General features: G+C 61.0%; 19 protein-coding genes. 13 read left to right on the top strand and 6 right to left on the bottom strand.

What is annotated here, in order from left to right; translation table 11 throughout:
* The first annotated feature begins 66 nt into the window (after positions 1 to 66).
* Positions 67 to 1,452 (top strand): sigma-54-dependent transcriptional regulator FlbD, encoded by a 1,386-nt coding sequence (flbD, locus tag AC1RQ5_RS09345; protein WP_398483486.1) that lies wholly within the window; start codon positions 67 to 69, stop codon positions 1,450 to 1,452.
* Positions 1,453 to 1,510: 58 nt separating this feature from the next.
* On the opposite strand, the gene AC1RQ5_RS09340 is transcribed toward flbD, so the two are convergent.
* A complete protein-coding gene (locus tag AC1RQ5_RS09340; protein ID WP_493198440.1) occupies positions 1,511 to 1,666 on the bottom strand; it encodes a hypothetical protein in 156 nt (51 codons plus the stop codon).
* Positions 1,667 to 1,778: 112 nt separating this feature from the next.
* Between AC1RQ5_RS09340 and AC1RQ5_RS09335 the strand changes: the two genes are divergently transcribed.
* A complete protein-coding gene (locus AC1RQ5_RS09335) occupies positions 1,779 to 2,561 on the top strand; it encodes a dCTP deaminase (protein WP_493198438.1) in 783 nt (260 codons plus the stop codon).
* Between the two features lie 2 nt (positions 2,562 to 2,563).
* On the top strand, positions 2,564 to 3,367 hold the full coding sequence (thyX, locus tag AC1RQ5_RS09330) for an FAD-dependent thymidylate synthase (RefSeq protein ID WP_493198436.1): 804 nt from the start codon (positions 2,564 to 2,566) through the stop codon (positions 3,365 to 3,367).
* A 40-nt stretch (positions 3,368 to 3,407) separates the two neighbouring features.
* Here thyX and AC1RQ5_RS09325 read toward each other — a convergent pair whose 3' ends face one another.
* Positions 3,408 to 3,794, bottom strand: coding sequence for a DUF4345 domain-containing protein (locus AC1RQ5_RS09325; protein WP_493198435.1), 387 nt, complete (start codon positions 3,792 to 3,794; stop codon positions 3,408 to 3,410).
* Positions 3,795 to 3,958: 164 nt separating this feature from the next.
* On the opposite strand from AC1RQ5_RS09325, the gene AC1RQ5_RS09320 reads away from it, so the two are divergent.
* From AC1RQ5_RS09320 to AC1RQ5_RS09295, 6 genes are all read left to right on the top strand, one after another.
* The gene (locus AC1RQ5_RS09320) at positions 3,959 to 5,068 is read left to right on the top strand and encodes an ATP-dependent DNA helicase (protein ID WP_493198433.1); all 1,110 of its coding nucleotides are present in this window, start codon (positions 3,959 to 3,961) and stop codon (positions 5,066 to 5,068) included.
* A 111-nt stretch (positions 5,069 to 5,179) separates the two neighbouring features.
* Positions 5,180 to 5,575 carry a BA14K family protein gene (locus tag AC1RQ5_RS09315; protein ID WP_493198432.1) on the top strand — a complete coding sequence of 132 codons (396 nt, stop codon included), beginning with the start codon at positions 5,180 to 5,182 and terminating at the stop codon, positions 5,573 to 5,575.
* A 204-nt stretch (positions 5,576 to 5,779) separates the two neighbouring features.
* A complete protein-coding gene (msrA, locus tag AC1RQ5_RS09310) occupies positions 5,780 to 6,493 on the top strand; it encodes a peptide-methionine (S)-S-oxide reductase MsrA (RefSeq protein WP_493198430.1) in 714 nt (237 codons plus the stop codon).
* Between the two features lie 42 nt (positions 6,494 to 6,535).
* Positions 6,536 to 6,949, top strand: a complete 414-nt coding sequence (gene msrB / locus AC1RQ5_RS09305) for a peptide-methionine (R)-S-oxide reductase MsrB (protein WP_398483499.1) — start codon at positions 6,536 to 6,538, stop codon at positions 6,947 to 6,949.
* A gap of 143 nt (positions 6,950 to 7,092) precedes the next feature.
* Entirely contained in the window at positions 7,093 to 7,473 is a 381-nt protein-coding gene (locus AC1RQ5_RS09300; protein ID WP_398483501.1) for a hypothetical protein, read from the top strand.
* Positions 7,474 to 7,710: 237 nt separating this feature from the next.
* Positions 7,711 to 7,989 (top strand): hypothetical protein, encoded by a 279-nt coding sequence (locus AC1RQ5_RS09295; protein WP_493198428.1) that lies wholly within the window; start codon positions 7,711 to 7,713, stop codon positions 7,987 to 7,989.
* A 41-nt stretch (positions 7,990 to 8,030) separates the two neighbouring features.
* On the opposite strand, the gene AC1RQ5_RS09290 is transcribed toward AC1RQ5_RS09295, so the two are convergent.
* Positions 8,031 to 8,552 carry a DUF4112 domain-containing protein gene (locus tag AC1RQ5_RS09290; RefSeq protein WP_398483505.1) on the bottom strand — a complete coding sequence of 174 codons (522 nt, stop codon included), beginning with the start codon at positions 8,550 to 8,552 and terminating at the stop codon, positions 8,031 to 8,033.
* A 173-nt stretch (positions 8,553 to 8,725) separates the two neighbouring features.
* Here AC1RQ5_RS09290 and AC1RQ5_RS09285 point away from each other — a divergent pair, with 173 nt between their 5' ends.
* On the top strand, positions 8,726 to 9,238 hold the full coding sequence (locus AC1RQ5_RS09285; RefSeq protein WP_398483507.1) for a PAS domain-containing protein: 513 nt from the start codon (positions 8,726 to 8,728) through the stop codon (positions 9,236 to 9,238).
* A gap of 3 nt (positions 9,239 to 9,241) precedes the next feature.
* On the opposite strand, the gene AC1RQ5_RS09280 is transcribed toward AC1RQ5_RS09285, so the two are convergent.
* The 3 genes from AC1RQ5_RS09280 to AC1RQ5_RS09270 all read right to left on the bottom strand — a co-directional run bounded on the left by AC1RQ5_RS09280 (position 9,242) and on the right by AC1RQ5_RS09270 (position 13,385).
* Entirely contained in the window at positions 9,242 to 10,477 is a 1,236-nt protein-coding gene (locus AC1RQ5_RS09280; protein ID WP_493198426.1) for a GGDEF domain-containing protein, read from the bottom strand.
* Between the two features lie 223 nt (positions 10,478 to 10,700).
* Positions 10,701 to 11,519, bottom strand: a complete 819-nt coding sequence (locus AC1RQ5_RS09275; RefSeq protein ID WP_493198424.1) for a lytic murein transglycosylase — start codon at positions 11,517 to 11,519, stop codon at positions 10,701 to 10,703.
* 693 nt (positions 11,520 to 12,212) lie between these two features.
* Complete coding sequence (locus tag AC1RQ5_RS09270; protein ID WP_493198422.1) at positions 12,213 to 13,385, bottom strand: isovaleryl-CoA dehydrogenase; 1,173 nt, start codon at positions 13,383 to 13,385, stop codon at positions 12,213 to 12,215.
* Between the two features lie 221 nt (positions 13,386 to 13,606).
* Here AC1RQ5_RS09270 and AC1RQ5_RS09265 point away from each other — a divergent pair, with 221 nt between their 5' ends.
* From AC1RQ5_RS09265 to AC1RQ5_RS09255, 3 genes are all read left to right on the top strand, one after another.
* A complete protein-coding gene (locus AC1RQ5_RS09265; RefSeq protein ID WP_493198421.1) occupies positions 13,607 to 14,890 on the top strand; it encodes a cytochrome P450 in 1,284 nt (427 codons plus the stop codon).
* Between the two features lie 29 nt (positions 14,891 to 14,919).
* Positions 14,920 to 16,095 (top strand): acyl-CoA dehydrogenase family protein, encoded by a 1,176-nt coding sequence (locus AC1RQ5_RS09260; RefSeq protein ID WP_493198420.1) that lies wholly within the window; start codon positions 14,920 to 14,922, stop codon positions 16,093 to 16,095.
* 193 nt (positions 16,096 to 16,288) lie between these two features.
* On the top strand, positions 16,289 to 17,386 hold the full coding sequence (locus tag AC1RQ5_RS09255) for a CaiB/BaiF CoA transferase family protein (RefSeq protein WP_493198418.1): 1,098 nt from the start codon (positions 16,289 to 16,291) through the stop codon (positions 17,384 to 17,386).
* Positions 17,387 to 17,409: the final 23 nt, after the last annotated feature.

Below are 17,409 nucleotides of genomic sequence, written 5' to 3'. Positions count from 1 at the left end.
GACGTGTCCAGTGTCAACATACGGATCGACGCGCACTGCGCGACAAAGACACCATAGGAGATCACCATGCGGCTTCTCATCGTCGGTACATTGAAGGGCCAGCTCACCACCGCGACCAAGATCGCCATGGATAACGGCGCCTCGGTGGTCCATGCCGAAGGCCTCGACCAGGCCATGAACGTGCTGCGATCCGGCAAGGGCGCCGACCTGATGCTGGTGGATGTCGCCCTCGACATCCGCGACCTGGTGATGCGGCTCGAGGCCGAGCACATCCATGTGCCGATCGTCGCCTGCGGCATCACCAATGATGCGCGCGCCGCGGTCGCCGCGATCCATGCCGGCGCCAAAGAATACATCCCGCTGCCGCCGGAGCCGGAGCTGATCGCCGCCGTCCTGGCTGCCGTCGCCAATGACTCCCGCGACCTGATCTTCCGCGACGAGAATATGGGCCGCGTGGTCAAGCTGGCGCAGCAGATTGCGGGCTCCGACGCCTCGGTGATGGTGACCGGCGAGAGCGGCACCGGCAAGGAGGTGCTGGCGCGCTATGTGCACAGCCGCTCCAACCGCGCCAAGAAGCCGTTCATCTCGATCAACTGCGCGGCGATCCCCGAGCATCTGCTGGAATCCGAATTGTTCGGCCACGAGAAAGGCGCCTTCACCGGCGCCATCGCGCGTCGCATCGGCAAGTTCGAGGAAGCCACCGGCGGCACGCTGCTGCTCGACGAAATCTCGGAGATGGATGTGCGGCTGCAATCAAAACTGCTGCGCGCGATCCAGGAGCGCGTGATCGATCGCGTCGGCGGCACCAAGCCTGTGCCGGTGGATATCCGCATCATCGCAACGTCGAACCGCAATCTCTCGGATGCCGTGAAGGCCGGCACCTTCCGCGAGGATCTTCTGTTCCGTCTGAACGTCGTCAATCTGAAGATCCCGGCGCTGCGCGATCGTCCGGCCGACATTCTCGAACTCGCCCAACATTTCGCCAAGAAATATGCCGAGGCCAATGGCGTGCCCGTGCGGCCGATCTCGGCCGAGGCGCGCCGCGTGCTCACCAGCAATCGCTGGCAGGGCAATGTGCGCGAACTGGAAAACACGATCCACCGCGCTGTGCTGATGTCGTCAGGCGACGAGATCGGTGCGGACGCGATCCTGACCCCGGATGGCGATCGTCTTGATCTTGCAAAAACCTCACCCGCCGTGGCGCATGCGACCATGGCTGCCGAGACGGTGACCCGCGCGCTGGTCGGCCGCACGGTGGCGGATGTGGAGCGCGATCTCATTCTGGAAACGCTGAAGCATTGCCTCGGCAACCGCACGCATGCGGCCAACATCCTGGGCATCTCGATCCGCACGCTGCGCAACAAGCTGAACGAATATGCCGATGGTGGCCTGCCGATCACGCCGGCAGGTGCTGGTTCGGGCGATTATCGCGGAATGATGGGCGCGGCGTAACCACACGGGTCATTCCGGGGCGCGCCGAAGGCGCGAACCCGGAATGACACCTTAGGGCTCACGAATAACTTGGCGCATCCTGCTTGCGGAAAATCTTGATGGGATCGCCCGGCGTCAGATCCGGCTTCCGCCACATCTGATAGGCGAACAGCGCGAGATAGCCAACCGACAGCGCGCCGACAATATAGATTACCCAGACGCCGAAACGTTTCATCGACTTCCAACTCTCAGCACTTTCGGTAGCAACGTATCGGCAGCCTCAAACGGCTAACGGTATATGTATCTACATGCTACGCTGGGTAAAGTCGTTTGATCGGGGAGACAATATGGCTTTTCTCGTAGACCGAGACATCAAGAATTTGATTCACGGCTCCGCTTTGTCAGGACGGGGAACCGGATCTCCCCCGCTCGCAAGCGCCACAGACCCAGAAATCGGCAAGTGGGACTCGAAAATTCAGCCCACTTCTTTTGATCTCAGTGTCGGGCGAATTTTGGTGCCGATCGAGGAAAACGATAGCGATGGCAAACCACGCGAAGAATCTAGCCTATCGCTATCGCAAGGCGAAACCGCGGTAGTTGAAACGTTAGAATATCTCAGCTTACCGAGAACAATCGCAGCGATCGGCTTTCCCCCAGCGGCAGTTTCGCGCGATGGCTTGTTGATGACCAATCCCGGACATATCGACCCCGGTTTTGCCGGACGACTTAAATTTACGGTCATTAACTTGGGAAAAAAGCCCATTGAATTGTCGGCAGGTAAACCTATCTGCACGCTTCTATTTTTCTCAATCGAACAACCTGACTTCGCGTACGATCAGCTTGGGAAGGAGCAAAAGCCATCTCCGATCTCTGAAAGCGCCTTGCTTCGGAAGCTGTCAAAAGATTTCCTCAGCATAGAAAAGAGAGCTAAAGATAGCGCAAACCAAGCCGTAAGAAGCATACAGGTCACGACACCGATCATCACCGCTGTTGCAGCAGCAATCGTCACGCTTTTCGTGAACTATCTTGGAGGGTTGAACGATCTCAAAGTGAAGATCGAAGGCGTAGAAAAGTCAATCGCACTACAAGAATTCAAAGTCCGGCTCGAACGATTAGAGCAGAGAAAATAGACATGAACTACGATGTAGCGAGGCCGAGCCTAGAGATTGATGAGCGAATCTTCGTCGCTTCTCCGGAGCTTTTTATTCTGGCTAGATCGGTACTCTCCGACGAGATCGACCAGATATACGCGCATTTCGGAAGCGATGGGCGAGGCGAGAGCACAGGTCTACCTGCCGAAAGGCTGGTCGAGATCGCCGGACGCACCTGCTATCTGTCGTTCAGAAACCCGTCGGGAAAGACAACTTCCGAATACAATAAAAACCTCATCCGCCAAGGACACGGCAGTGTTTTGGAGCATGCCTCCTGGACCTTCATTCTCGTAGGCGTCTCGCGCGCCTTTACGCATCAGCTAGTACGTCACCGAGTGGGATTTTCCTTTAGCCAGCTATCGCAGCAATATGTCGATCATCAGAAGACACGGTTCGTCATTCCAGCCGAAATCATCAATGCCCCCGATCTGCTAGATGCATGGAAGCAAAACGTTCTCGCTCAACGTAAAGCTTATAGCGACCTCTTGCGTCGCTCCGAGAATGTGTCGAAAGAACTCAACTCACGCGAACAATTGCGCTCAATTCGATCTCTTGCGAGAAGCATCCTACCTAACTGCACAGAAGCCGCTATCGCAGTGACAGCGAACGCCCGCTCGTGGCGTCATTTTCTAGAATTGCGTGGGTCGACTGAGGGCGATATCGAGATGCGTCGGGTCAGCGCGCTCCTTTTATCGACCTTACAGCGCGAGGCGCCGAGCTTGTTCTCCGACTTCGTTCAAATGAAGCTGACTGACGGATGGCCATCGGTAGAGAAAATCTCTTAGACATCCAAGTTGCTGTCATTCTCCAAGACGATGATGAAATTCACGCTGGCGGTCCGTGCCGTACCAGGCGGCGATGCCACAGCCAGATCAGCGGCACCACGACGAGCTCGCCGATCAGGCTGACCATCAGCCCCACCGTCGGAAAACCATGGCCGACCACCGCCAGCAGCCGGCCGGCCGCGCCGAACACCAGCAGAAAACTGACAACCCCAATCCGCTCGCCACGCACTTCCAGCCGCGGGATCGCCGACCAATAGATCAAGCCGGCGGCGATCAGCACGCCCTTGATGAAGCGCACATAGCCTTCCATCGTGACGCCGAGGGTGACGCCCGACAGGCTGGTGCCGAAAAACAGGCCGGTGACGCCGAACAGGATGGCGACCAGGCCGACGATCGCCAGCGCGATTTGAAGCAGTCTGCGTTCCAAAGCCGTCTCCTCGTTGACCTCTCCCATAACTGGAACATCAAACGCCGTCGGGCAACCCGTCATGGCAGGCATATTGCCGCCGGAACCGATGCGCTTGCACCAGCCGCCCGAATGGTTAGCTTCACCCTCCGAGTCGCCGCTATGCCGGCTTTTCCCGAGATCCCATGACCCGTTTTACCCCGCATCAGGACGCCGCGCTGAAAGCCGTGGGCGATTGGCTGAAGGCCAAGCCCGGCGAGAATGGTACACCGCAGGTGTTCCGCCTGTTCGGCTTCGCCGGTACCGGCAAGACCACGCTGGCGCGCCATATCGCCGAAGACGTCGATGGCGAGGTGAAGTACGCCGCGTTCACCGGCAAGGCCGCTCTGGTGATGCGCAACAAGGGGTGCCACGAGGCTTCCACCATTCATTCGCTGATTTACCGCGCCCGCGAGACCGGCGAGGAAACGCCGAATTTCGAACTCTGGGACGACGCGCCGGCTTCCAAGGCCAAGCTGATCATCGTCGACGAATGTTCGATGGTGGATGCCGAACTCGGCCGCGACCTGCTCTCCTTCGATTGCCCCCTGCTCGTGCTGGGCGATCCCGCGCAGCTGCCGCCGATCCAGGGCGGCGGCTTCTTCACCGAGAGCGAGCCCGATGCCATGCTCACCGAGGTGCATCGCCAGGCCGAGGACGATCCGATCGTGCGGATGTCCATGGATGTGCGCGAAGGCCGACCGCTCGCGCTCGGCACGTTCGGCGACAGTGAAGTCGTCTCGCGCAAATCGCTGGATCCGGACCGCGTGATGGCCGCCGATCAGGTGCTGGTCGGCCGTAACAACACCCGTCGCGCCTATAATGTGCGGGTGCGCGAGAAGCTCGGCCTCACCGATCCCCTGCCCGTCGCCGACGACAAGCTGGTTTGCCTGCGCAACAACCGCAAGAAGGCGCTGTTCAATGGCGGCCTGTGGCGCGTGCGCGCGCGGGCGACGTCGAAATCTGCCATCGTCACCATGCGCATCATGCCGGACGAGGATTTTGGCGGGAAAGTCACGAAGGTCTCGGTGCGCGCCGACTGCTTCACCGGCGGCGTCGAAGGCCTGTCCTGGGACATGCGCAAGCCCTATGACGAATTCGACTATGGCTACGTGCTGACCGTCCATAAGAGCCAGGGCTCGCAATGGGACGATGTGGTGCTGTTCGACGAAAGCTTTGCCTTTCAGGACAGCCGCGCGCGCTGGCTCTATACGGGCATCACCCGCGCGGCGAAGCGGTTGAGCATCGTGGTGTGACCACCATTCCGCGCATGCGCGGGAATGCCGCAGGAACCAAATACCGCTGCCCTGAAACCGTCACGCTGCTAAGGCGTTAGTTCCTTCCTTACATCCGAGGCAGGAGTCGAAATGCAGTTGATGAAGTCCGCCGCCGCCGTCGTTCTCGGCGGTGTCACCGCCGTTTCCTTCGCGGCGCCCGCCGTGTCGGCGCCCTTGATGACCCAGAGCGCGATCAGCCAGGCGGCCGTCGGCAATAATGGTCCCGAGGTCGAGCAGGTGCAGTATTATCGCCGCCACCATCATCACCACGGCTATCACGGCGGATATCGTCGCGGCCCGAGCACCGGCGCCATTGTTGGCGGCTTGGCCGTAGGCGCCATCATCGGCGGTGCCATCGCCGCCAGCCAGGCCCAGGCCGCGCAGCAACAGCAGAATCACGCCTATTGCGGGCAGCGTTTCCGCTCCTACGACCCGGGTTCGGGCACCTATCTGAGCAAGAACGGCCAGCGTATCGCCTGTCCGTAAGCGATCACGGCCTCGATCTGAAAAAGCCGCGAGATGCGTGTCTCGCGGCTTTTCTTTTGCCAGCTCACGAAGTCGTGTGACGCTGACTGTAACAGGCAGGCAAGGTCTTCGTATCTCGAATGACCGCCCGGCCCGGTCATTGCCAGCCGCCATCGCCGGGCTAGACTGCCGATATCGGCACGCGACACCTGAGAGGATCCGCCCATGCGCTCCCTGTTCCGCCGTCTTTCGCTCACCGCCGCAGCCGGCGCCCTTGCCGTCACCACGGCCCTGATCGCGCCGACCTTTGCCTCCGAGGAAGCTGTCATCATTCCAGCCCCCGCCGCGGATGTTCAGGCGGCCGACGGCTTGCAGACCGCCGTCATCGCGGGTGGTTGTTTCTGGGGCGTTCAGGGCGTCTACCAGCACACCAATGGCGTCGTTAGCGCCGTATCAGGCTATTCCGGCGGCAGCAAAGCGACTGCGAGTTACAACCTGATCGGCACCGGCACCACAGGCCATGCCGAGGCCGTGGAGATCAAATACGACCCGAAGAAGATCAGCTACGGCAAGATCCTGCAGATCTATTTCTCGGTGGCCCATGATCCGACCCAGCTGAACCGCCAGGGCCCGGATTCGGGCACGCAATATCGCTCGGAAATCTTCGCCACCACGCCTGAACAGAAGAAGGTCGCCGAGGCCTATATCGCGCAGCTCAATGCCGCAAAGGTCTACAAGAAGCCAATCGCTACCAAATTGGGGATGCTGCAGGCCTTCTATCCCGCCGAGGCCTATCATCAGGACTACCTGACGCTTCACCCCAATCAGCCCTATATTGTCTATAACGACCTGCCGAAGATCGAGAACCTGAAGAAGATCTTCGCGGAGAATTATAGCGAGAAGCCGACGCTGGTGAATGCGGCCAAAGCCACGAACTGACGTGGCAGTCATATTCGATCGCGCGGCGGAACTGGAGGCATGATGTCCGATACCAAAACTACCGCTGGTAAAGTCGTGAAGAGCGAAGCCGAATGGCGCGCCGAACTGACGCCGATGCAATTCGCCATCCTGCGCGAGAAGGCAACGGAACGGCCGTTCAGCGGCGAATACGAATTCACCGAGACGCCCGGCACGTATACCTGCGCCGGCTGCGGGCAGACACTGTTCGAATCGGATGCCAAATTCGATTCAGGCTGCGGCTGGCCGAGCTTCACGCAGCCATCACGCGAAAGTCATGTCGATGAAGAGGTCGACACCACCCATGGCATGATGCGCACGGAAGTGCTGTGTTCCAAGTGCGATGGACATCTCGGACATGTGTTCAACGATGGTCCAGGACCCACGGGCTTGCGTTACTGCATCAACTCTGCAGCCTTGAAACTTCAGCCGAAGTAATTACGTAGACATCATTGAACGAGATGTTCGCCCCGCGTGACCTAAACGGTGACGCGGGGCGTTTCTGTCCTGAACTACAGTTACTGCCTTTAACTTGAACATGCCTTTTCGGCATGCACGCTGTTAAGAATAAGAAGCCTCCAATGTCCGTCCGCTCAAACCGTCTTTTGCTTGGCCTCGCGCTTGCGGGTCTCATCCTCGAAAGCGTGGTGTCGCATCCCGCGCTGGCGACCTCCAAGGTCTCGCTGTTCAAGGTGATCACCGCAAAGGACGAGATCGTCATCGGCCTCGATGACGATCAACTCTCCACATTCGAAGCCAAGAATGCCGGTGGCGTCGCCAAGCATCTTGCCAACAAGGGCACGCTGACCGCTTGGCAATATGGCGTGCGCAAGGCCGAGGCGGGTGCGCTGGAACAGGCGCCGCTGCGCCAGATCGGCCTGCTCTCCAACGAGGCGTTGCGTGTCGAGCCTTATACAACGCCACTCAAGATTGTTCCGCTGCCGGACATGACCGGACAATAGCCAACAGGCTTAACGCCTTTTCCGGCCGTATTTTCCTAACCTGCTGCGGATGCACGCCTATTACGCGATTACCATTGGATGCGCCGGTGACGCCATGCGCAGTTCCGGGTGTCGCTTTTCCGCGAAACGTGCTTATATGTGGTCCTGTCCTGACATCTTGTCCGCCCGTTGCCGTCCGGTTTGGCCGCCTCGCGAGTGACAGCCCCTTTCGTTGCGTAACAGATGAGGTCTCCCACCATGGCAGCTTTCAGCTACAATGCCTCCGCAGAACTCTTTCCCGCTGCGATCCGCAAGAAGAAGCGCGCGGGTTTTGCCTATCGCCGGTTCGATACGGCTGCAGCCGCAGTTCAGTTTGCGATGGAGCAGCTGCCGGCAGACTCGCTGAATGGCGCCTATCTGCAGGTCGACGAAGCCCGCTTCGACCAGCGCGGCATTCGCACGCTGTATGAAAGCGAGCACTTCCCGCTCGAGCGCCGTCCGCGCCCGGAAGAGACCAGCGACGCCGACGCGGCGTAAGCCAGTCCGCAAGAGCCGCCGAGACTGGTCCGTTTGCGACCCTACAGTCTCGGCTGCTTGTCCAGCCAGGTCCGCAGCATTTTGACGTTGCGGACATTGGCCCGGAACATGACGTCGAACGCATCGCCGACAAACGGCACGATGCCGACCGCCCCATCGATTGCGACATTGCCCAGCATCCGCGCCGTAATGTGCCAGGGCGCACCGAGCGCGCGCGCCTCGCGCACCAGCCACAGCGAGATCGCCGTGGTGATGATGTCGCCCACCACCGGAATGAGGCCGATCAGGCCGTCGATGCCGTAGCGGATCTTGGTGCCCGGCACGACAAACGCGACATCCAGCAACTGCGAAATGGCTTCCAGCCGCGCCACGCGCTGTTCGCGGGTCAGCGGCTGAAACGGGTTGGCGCCGCCCTGCCCGAGATCGAACCGGAATGCCTGGCCGTTGAAACCCTTGCCGCCGAAGCCGAGCTCTTCCGGACGGATCTCGTGCCCGTCCTGATCGATGATCGGACCTTGGCCTGCCGGGCCCCTGGACTTCGTGAAAACGCGTTCGTTTGACATGACATTCACATGGGAGCGTTGGACGGGCGACGCAAGCGACATCGCGTCGCGCATGGGTTGCAAGACAGAAACACCCAGAAATATCCGTTGGCCAACGTTGAAACGGCAGACGATCGCTGTATGATTTTACGGCGGGTACGGAACTTCAAACCATCACAGGACGTGAGGAAACAATGCGGCGGCCGTTGGGAGACGTTTGCCTGGATATCGCGAGCTTTGCGCGCGAGCGTAAGCACGAATTCCTGTCCTATATTCTCCGCCTAGCTGCCGCCGAGGCCTATAAATCCACTGCAGAAGAAGATGCGTTCGAGCTGCCGATGGTGCGAAAATTCGCAGCGCGGGAGCTGATCGCGGGCATCTGGGACTGGGACATCAGCAACGACCGCAATCACCTCGATGCCGGCGCGGCGCATTTCTTCGGCGTCGATCCGGAACGCGCGGCGCGCGGCATGCCCAATGTGAACTATTTCAACGCCATTCATCCCGATGACATCGCGCGCCTGCAGGCGGCCGTCGCATCCTCCATGCGGCTCGGCGGCATTTTCGAATGCGAGTACCGGCTGATCAGGAATGATCGCATTCACTGGGTGCTGGCGCGTGGCAGCTGCACACTGGATCGCCATGGCCGCCCGGTGCGACTGCCCGGCGCGCTGATCGACATCACCCACGACAAGAATATGAACTGAGGATCAGGCCGTGCGGGCGCGCGCGGCCTCGATCATCATGTCCATGTCGATCTCCGGCACCATCGACGGCGCATCGACGTCGCAGACGGCATGGCGGTTCTTGCCGTCATTCTTCGCCACATAGAGCGCCTGGTCGGCGGCGGCAATCAGCCGTTCCGGATACTGGCCGATCCGCGGCTGCCACTGCGCGACGCCGATGGAGGCTGCGATCTGCACCTCGCCCGGCATGCAGGCCGCGGCATCTGCGCGGCAGGCCTCGAGAATGCGATGCGCGATGGTTGCGGCTTCCGACAGCGTGGTCGATGGCAGCACGATGCAGAATTCGTCGCCGCCGGAGCGCGCCAGGAGATCGCCGGGGCGCAGCTTGCTCTGCGTCATCAGCGTGAAATGCCGCAGGCAGTCGTCGCCGGCCGCATGGCCATGGCCGTCATTGATCTCCTTGAAGCCATCGAGATCGACGGCCAGCAGCGCGAACGGCTTTTGCGTGCGATGCGCCAGCGCGCATTCTTCGGTGAGGCGTTGCACCAGATGGCGGCGATTGGCGACGCCGGTGAGATCGTCCACCAGCGCAAGCTCGGCCACCTCGTCGCGCAGCTTGTCGATGGCCATCACCAGAAAACCGAAATTCCACGACATGGTGAGGAAGACCAGCACCAGCAACAGCACGGCCTGCACCTGGTTCAATTCAACGAAGCCGATCGTGCCGCCGGATTCCAGCAAGCCACAGAGCGAGCGGACAGCGTGAGCAACGATCACAAGGACCGCAAGCGTGGCAGACAGCCAGCCGCCGGCAGTGCGCCCACCATTGCTCCGCGACAGCGCCAGCGGGATCGTGCCGGCCACCGAGATCGACTGCACCAGCGCATAGATGGCGATGCGCATCGCGATACTGTCATGCCAGACGGTGAAGATCGCCAGGCCGACGACACCGAGACCAGCCAGCGACAATTCGAGACGCCAACGTGGCGGAAGGCCGTAAAAGCGGTTGACGCCCATGACAGCAAGGCTGGTGGCGAGCAGCAGCAGGCCATTGCCGAGCAGGATCGGGACGAGCGGATTGATCTCGACGAGGACACGCAGCAGCGAGATGGCCATGCCGACCGCTGCAATGAACGCCGCAGCCGCCCAGTAGCGCGCGGCATGCAGGTTCGGATAGCTGCGCGCCACATAGGCCCACACCACGCCGAGCGCCAGGAAATTGACGTCGAACACCGTGAACAGCGTCGGTACGCTCAGCATGGAGTTGCCTCCATTGGCTTTGCGACGCGCTTGCGCACGCTGAGTTTGATCGCTGTCATCCCGTTGACCCGTCGTTCCCGTCGAGGCCGCAAATTGCAGCCGCGACGCTTAACGGAATCTCACCGGCGCGGGATAATCCACACCGTGGTTTTGAAAGGATGAAGGCGAAGCAGCAAGTCTTCTTTAACCACGGGAACCCGGTGGGTTCGCTGGGCGGTTGGGGTTAGCCCCCAGCCGCGAGGCGATCGGCGAAATAGCCGATGGTTTTCCGATAGATCGTCGCCCTGTTCCATTCGCGCATGGCGTCGAAATTCGGCGTGCCTTCGCCATAGGGCTGGCCGCCCTTGAAGCCTGCGGTCTTCAAGAGATTCGCAGTCGAGGCCAGCACATCCGGCACCGAGTGGCGGAGATCGACATGGCCGTTGCCGTCGAAATCGACGCCGTATTTGATATAGCTCGACGGCAGGAACTGGGTCTGGCCGAGTTCGCCGGCATAGGCGCCGACCAGATCCTTCAGCGGCAGGTCGCCACGCTGCACGATCTTCAGCGCAGCCAGCAATTCGCCCTGGAACAGTTCAGTGCGGCGGCAATCATGCGCCATGGTCGTCAACGTGCGGATCACCGGCATCTTGCCGATATCACCCTTGCCGAAATCGGATTCGAGACCCCAGATCGCCACGACGATTTCCGGCGGCACGCCGAAACGCTGTTCGATGCGCGACAGCAGCGACGCATGCCGCTGCATCATCTGCAGGCCCATCTTGATGCGGCCGGCGCCGACGCGGGTCGAGACATATTGCTCGAAGGTCTTGTTGAACGTGCCGCGCTGGCGGCGATCGAAATTCAGCACCGCCTGGTCCTGGGTGATGCCGGCAAAGGCCTGCTGGATCACGCCCTGGGAGACGCCGGCCGCCGCGGCTTCCTGCGACATCGCGGACACGAAGCCCTGGAAGTCGCCACCGCATTTGGCGGCGTAAGACGGCGTGGCAATGGCGACTGAGGCAATCGACAAAGCGGCAATGGCGGCGAGACGAAACGACATGGAAAATCCTGCCCGGTTGGTGACCTGGAATGGCGCGAGACTGTGGCATGACGGATGTGTCGGAACAACGGCGATGGTTTCTTTGCCATGCCATAGCGCGGCATTCTCGCGGCGCCGGAGCGTCCGAGGTGTGAGCCGTTTTCCCCTCGAAGACATGAGGGGAGGTGGCACGCCGCAAGGCGCACTTAGGTAGACTGGACGCGATCGGTGCGCACTGGATCGCCAGTGCTGGCCGGCCGCGCAACGCCTTACGGCGCGCCACCGCGACGTCTTGCTAGCCGAAGGACCGTTCTTCCGGGTACTGGGCGCTCTCTCGCAAGAGAGCCATCCGACAGGTTTCCCTGCCTTCACCCGCACCACGTCCAGCCGCGCTAGCGGCAGGGCCCCGTATTGGGCCCGGACGGTGACCCTCGACCACCCGAGTGCAAGAGGATGCGTGGTCCCCCTGCCCGCAGGCGCCGCATCTACGTTCCGCTCAAAAGACGCCTCATGAGAGCGCCCCTCGCGAACGAGACGGAGGGATATTGGCCGAGATGGGAATTTTGTCAAGAACAAAATAAGAACGAATTTACTCCAATTGTCATCGCCCGCGAAAGCGGGCGATCCAGTAGACACAAGCGACGCTGCTCGATCCTAAAGGTGAGAGATGACTGGGTCACCCGGTCAAGCCGGGTGACGACAAGGGAGTGCCGCCTAGCCGCTCTTCGAAAACAATTCCCGCCCGATCAGCATCCGCCTGATCTCGCTCGTCCCCGCGCCGATCTCGTACAGTTTGGCATCGCGCAGCAAACGCCCGGTCGGATAGTCATTGATGTAACCGTTGCCACCGAGCAACTGGATCGCATCCAGCGCGCATTGGGTAGCGCGCTCGGCCGCATAGAGGATCGCACCAGCCGCATCCTCGCGCGTCGTCTCGCCACGGTCGCAGGCTTTCGCCACCGCGTAAACATAAGCACGCGAGGCATTCATGGTCACATACATGTCCGCGACCTTCCCCTGCACGAGTTGGAAGTGGCCGATCGGCTCACCGAACTGCTTGCGCTCATGCACATAGGGCAGCACCACATCCATGCAGGCCTGCATGATGCCGAGCGGACCACCGGACAGCACCGCGCGCTCATAATCGAGCCCGGACATCAGGATATTGACGCCCTTGCCGACAGCGCCGAGCACGTTCTCCTCGGGCACTTCGCAATCCTCAAAGACCAGTTCACACGTGTCCGAGCCACGCATGCCGAGCTTGTCGAGCTTTTGCGCGGTCGAGAAACCTTTCATCCCCTTCTCGATGATGAAGGCGGTGATGCCGCGCGGGCCGCCAGCGGGATCGGTCTTGGCATAGACGATCAGTGTCTCGGCAACGGGACCATTGGTGATCCACATCTTGCTGCCATTGAGGACGTAGCGATCGCCCTTCTTGTCGGCGCGGGTCTTCATCGACACCACGTCACTGCCGGCACCGGGCTCGGACATCGCCAGCGAGCCCACATGTGCGCCGGAGATCAGCCCCGGCAGATATTTGCGCTTCTGCGCCTCATTGCCGTTGCGGCGCATCTGGTTGATGCAGAGATTGGAATGCGCACCATAGGACAGGCCTACCGACGCAGACGCGCGCGACACTTCCTCCATGGCGATGACGTGTTCGAGATAGCCAAGCCCTGCCCCGCCATATTCTTCCTCCACCGTGATGCCGTGCAGGCCGAGTTCACCGAGCTTCGGCCACAGGTCGATGGGAAACTGGTTGGTCTTGTCGATGGCGTCGGCGCGCGGGGCGATCTCGTTCTGGGCGAAATCTCGTACGGTTTCGCGGATCGCCTCCGCGGTTTCGCCGAGATCGAAATTGAACATGCGTTGGGCGTTGGCGATCATCGGGCGGCCTCCGGTCGGTTCGGTTTCTTGCGCATAGACGCGCGTTTGTCTCATTGAAGACAGCAAAAGCGAAGGCAGATCAAGCTTTTCGCCTCGTCCAAAGGTTGTAGCCCGGCTTGCGCAATGCCGCGTTCCAGCGTCTAATTAGACGCAATAAAGACATCGGAAAGCAACACGATGTCGGCGCAAAAAACGAGTGCGGGAAACGAACGGGGATAGCCATGCACGGCACGATGAATCTCAGCAAGACCTTCGACCAGGACCGCGCCACGCGCGACCGCATCGCGCGCGAACTGGCCTATTCGATGCCGCTCAAGGACTTCCATCCCGGCGCACCAAAACTGTTTGCCACCGATACGCTGTGGCCGTTCTTCGAGCGGCTGCGCGCGGAAGAGCCGGTGCATTACTGCGCCAACTCGCCGATCGAACCGTATTGGTCGGTGACCAAATATAACGACATCATGAAGGTGGATACCAGCCACGGCATCTTCTCGTCCGATAGCAAGCTCGGCGGCATCGCCATTCGCGACGAGCCGGAAGGCTATAGCTGGCCGAGCTTCATCTCCATGGACGAGCCGAAGCACACGCCGCAGCGCAAGACCGTGACGCCGATGTTCACGCCCGAACATCTCGACGACCTCGCAAAGCTGATCCGCACCCGCACAGCCAAGGTGCTCGACGGACTGCCGCGCAATAAGACCTTCGATTGGGTCGATCGCGTCTCGATCGAACTCACCACGCAGATGCTGGCGACCCTGTTCGACTTCCCGTTCGAGCAACGCCGCAAGCTGACGCGCTGGTCGGATGTCGCCACGGCACTCCCCAAGAGCGGCATCGTGTCTTCGGAAGAAGAGCGCCGCCGCGAGATGGGCGAGTGTTTTGCCACATTCCAGAACCTCTGGAATGAGCGGGTGAATTCCGAACCGCGGAATGACCTGATTTCCATGATGGCGCATAGCGACGCCACCCGTTTCATGGCGCCCGACAACCTGATGGGCAACATGATCCTGCTCATCGTCGGCGGCAACGATACCACCCGCAACACGATGACCGGCTCGGTGCTCGCGCTGAACGAGCATCCCGACCAGTATCAGAAGCTGCGCGACAATCCGGCGCTGATCGAAACCATGGTGCCGGAAGTGATCCGCTGGCAGACGCCGTTGGCCCATATGCGTCGGACAGCATTGCAGGATACCAATCTGGGCGGAAAGGATATCAAGAAGGGAGACCGCGTCGTCATGTGGTATGTCTCCGGCAATCGCGACGACGAGGTGATCGAGCGGCCGAACGAATTCATCATCGACCGCAAGCGGCCGAAGATTCATCTGTCATTCGGTTTCGGCATACACCGCTGCGTGGGCATGCGCCTGGCGGAGTTGCAATTGAAGATCGTTTGGGAGGAAATACTGAAACGGTTCGAAAACATCGAAGTTGTGGGGGAACCCAAGCGCGTGTATTCGAGCTTCGTCAAAGGCTACGAGTCTTTGCCGGTCAGGATTACATAACTTTCCCCTCAAGAAGAGAAGCCAATTCCTTGACGAAACATGCTGCCGCTGAAGCGGACGAATTTGCTGACATCCGCGATGCCGTTGCCAAACTGTGCGCGCAGTTTCCCGGCGAATACTGGCGCAAGCTCGATCGCGAGATGGCCTATCCGAAAGCCTTCGTCGATGCACTGACGGAAGCCGGCTATCTCTCGGTGCTGATCCCGGAAGAGTATGGCGGCTCGGGCCTGAAGCTGTCGGCGGCAGCGGCGATCCTCGAAGAGATCCAGCGCGCCGGCTGCAATGGCGGCGGCTGCCACGCCCAGATGTACACGATGGGCACGGTGCTGCGTCATGGCAATGACGCGCAGAAGGCGCAGTGGCTGCCGAAGATCGCCACCGGTGAAGTCCGCCTGCAGGCGTTTGGCGTCACCGAGCCGACCTCGGGCACCGACACGTCGTCGCTGAAGACGGTGGCGAAGAAGGACGACAACGGCGACTACATCGTCAACGGCCAGAAGATCTGGACCAGCCGCGCCGAATATTCCGACCTGATGGTGCTGCTCGCCCGCACCACGCCGAAGGACCAGGCGGCGAAGCGCACCGACGGCCTGTCGGTGTTCCTGGTGGACATGAAGGAGGCCAAGCAGAACGGCCTTGAGATCCGCCCGATCCGCACGATGATGAATCATGCGACCACCGAAGTGTTCTTCACCGACATGAAGGTGCCGAAGGAAAACCTGATCGGCGAAGAGGGCAAGGGCTTTCGCTACATCCTCTCCGGCATGAATGCCGAGCGCATCCTGATCGCGAGCGAATGCGTCGGCGATGCCAAGTGGTTCATTGCCAAGGCGAGCGCCTATGCCAAGGAACGCCAGGTGTTCGGTCGTCCGATCGGCCAGAACCAGGGCATCCAGTTTCCCATCGCCAAGGCCTACGCGAACATGCGCGCGGCCGAACTGATGGTGAAGGAAGCGCTGCGCAAGTATGAAGCGGGCCTCGAATGCGGCGCCGAGGCCAACATGGCCAAGATGCTCGCGGCCGACGCGTCGTTCGAGGCGGCCAATGCCTGTATCCAGACCCATGGCGGTTTCGGCTTCGCCGAGGAATACGATGTCGAGCGCAAGTTCCGCGAAACGCGACTGTATCAGGTGGCGCCGATCTCGACGAATTTGATTTTGTCGTTTGTCGCCGAGCATGTGCTCGGAATGCCGCGCTCGTATTAATCCAAGCTCCTCATTACCTCTCCCCTCCGGGGAGAGGTCGCCGCGTCTTCGCGGCGGGTGAGGGGGATCACACGCTCTGGCGCAAGCCCCCCTCACCCGGCCGGCTGCGCCGCCCGACCTCTCCCCGGTGGGGAGAGGTGACCGCGCGTCGCTGATGCGTTCGTCGTTTCGGTTTTCATTTCCGGAGAACATCATGCTCCCCCTCAAAGGCCTCACCGTCGTCGCTGTCGAACAGGCCGTGGCGGCGCCTTACTGCAGTTCGCGCCTGGCCGATGCCGGCGCCCATGTGATCAAGATCGAACGCCCCGAAGGCGACTTCGCCCGCGGCTATGACGGCGCCGCCAAGGGCCAGAGCAGCTATTTCGTCTGGCTCAACCGCGGCAAGGATTCCGCTGTCGTCGATCTCTCCACACCGGAAGGCCGCAAGCAACTGGAAGAGCTGATCGCCACCGCCGACGTGCTGATCCAGAATCTCAAGCCCGGCTCCATGGACAAGCTCGGCTTCACGCTGGAGCGTTTGCGGAAAGACTATCCGCGGCTGATCTGCGCCACCATCACCGGCTATGGCGACACCGGCCCCTATGCGCATCGCAAGGCCTATGACCTGCTCATCCAGGCCGAGAGCGGGCTTGCCTCCATCACCGGCGGCCCGGAAGGCCCGTCGCGCGTCGGCGTCTCCATCGTCGATGTCGCTACCGGCGCTGCCGCGCATGCGGCGATCCTCGAAGCGCTGATCGGACGCAGCGTGTCCGGCGAAGGCGCCGATATCCGAATCTCCATGTTCGACGTGATGGCCGACTGGCTTACCGTGCCGCTGCTCAATGCCGAGAACGGCAAGGAGCCAAAGCGCATGGGCCTCGCCCATCCCTCGATCGCGCCCTACGGCGTGTTCAGTTCCAAGGAAGGCAAGGGCATCCTGATCTCGATCCAGAGCGAGCGCGAATGGAAGATTCTTTGCGCCAAGGTGCTGGGCAATGCCGATCTCGCGGTCGATGCGCAGATGGTCAACAATGTCACCCGCGTGCAGCACCGCGACTACACCGACAAGGTCGTCGGCGACATCTTTGCCTCGCTCACCCGCGAGGAATTGCTGAAACGCCTCAGCGATGCGGACATTGCGTTTGCCGAAGTGAACACGATGGCGGATCTCTCAAAGCACCCGCATCTGCGCCGGATCACCGTGGACACGCCGAACGGTCCCGTGGCCTATCCCGCGCCCGGCGCGATCTGGATGGATGCCGATCGCGACAGCTACGGCGCGGTGCCGGGCATCGGCCAGGTCCAGAAGTAAGCGTGCAGACGTAAGGAGCCGAC

This window comes from Tardiphaga sp. GW821-FHT12E02 (assembly GCF_058807155.1).
Note: the sequence above shows the minus strand (reverse complement) of the source record. Positions and strands in the feature narration are given on the sequence as shown.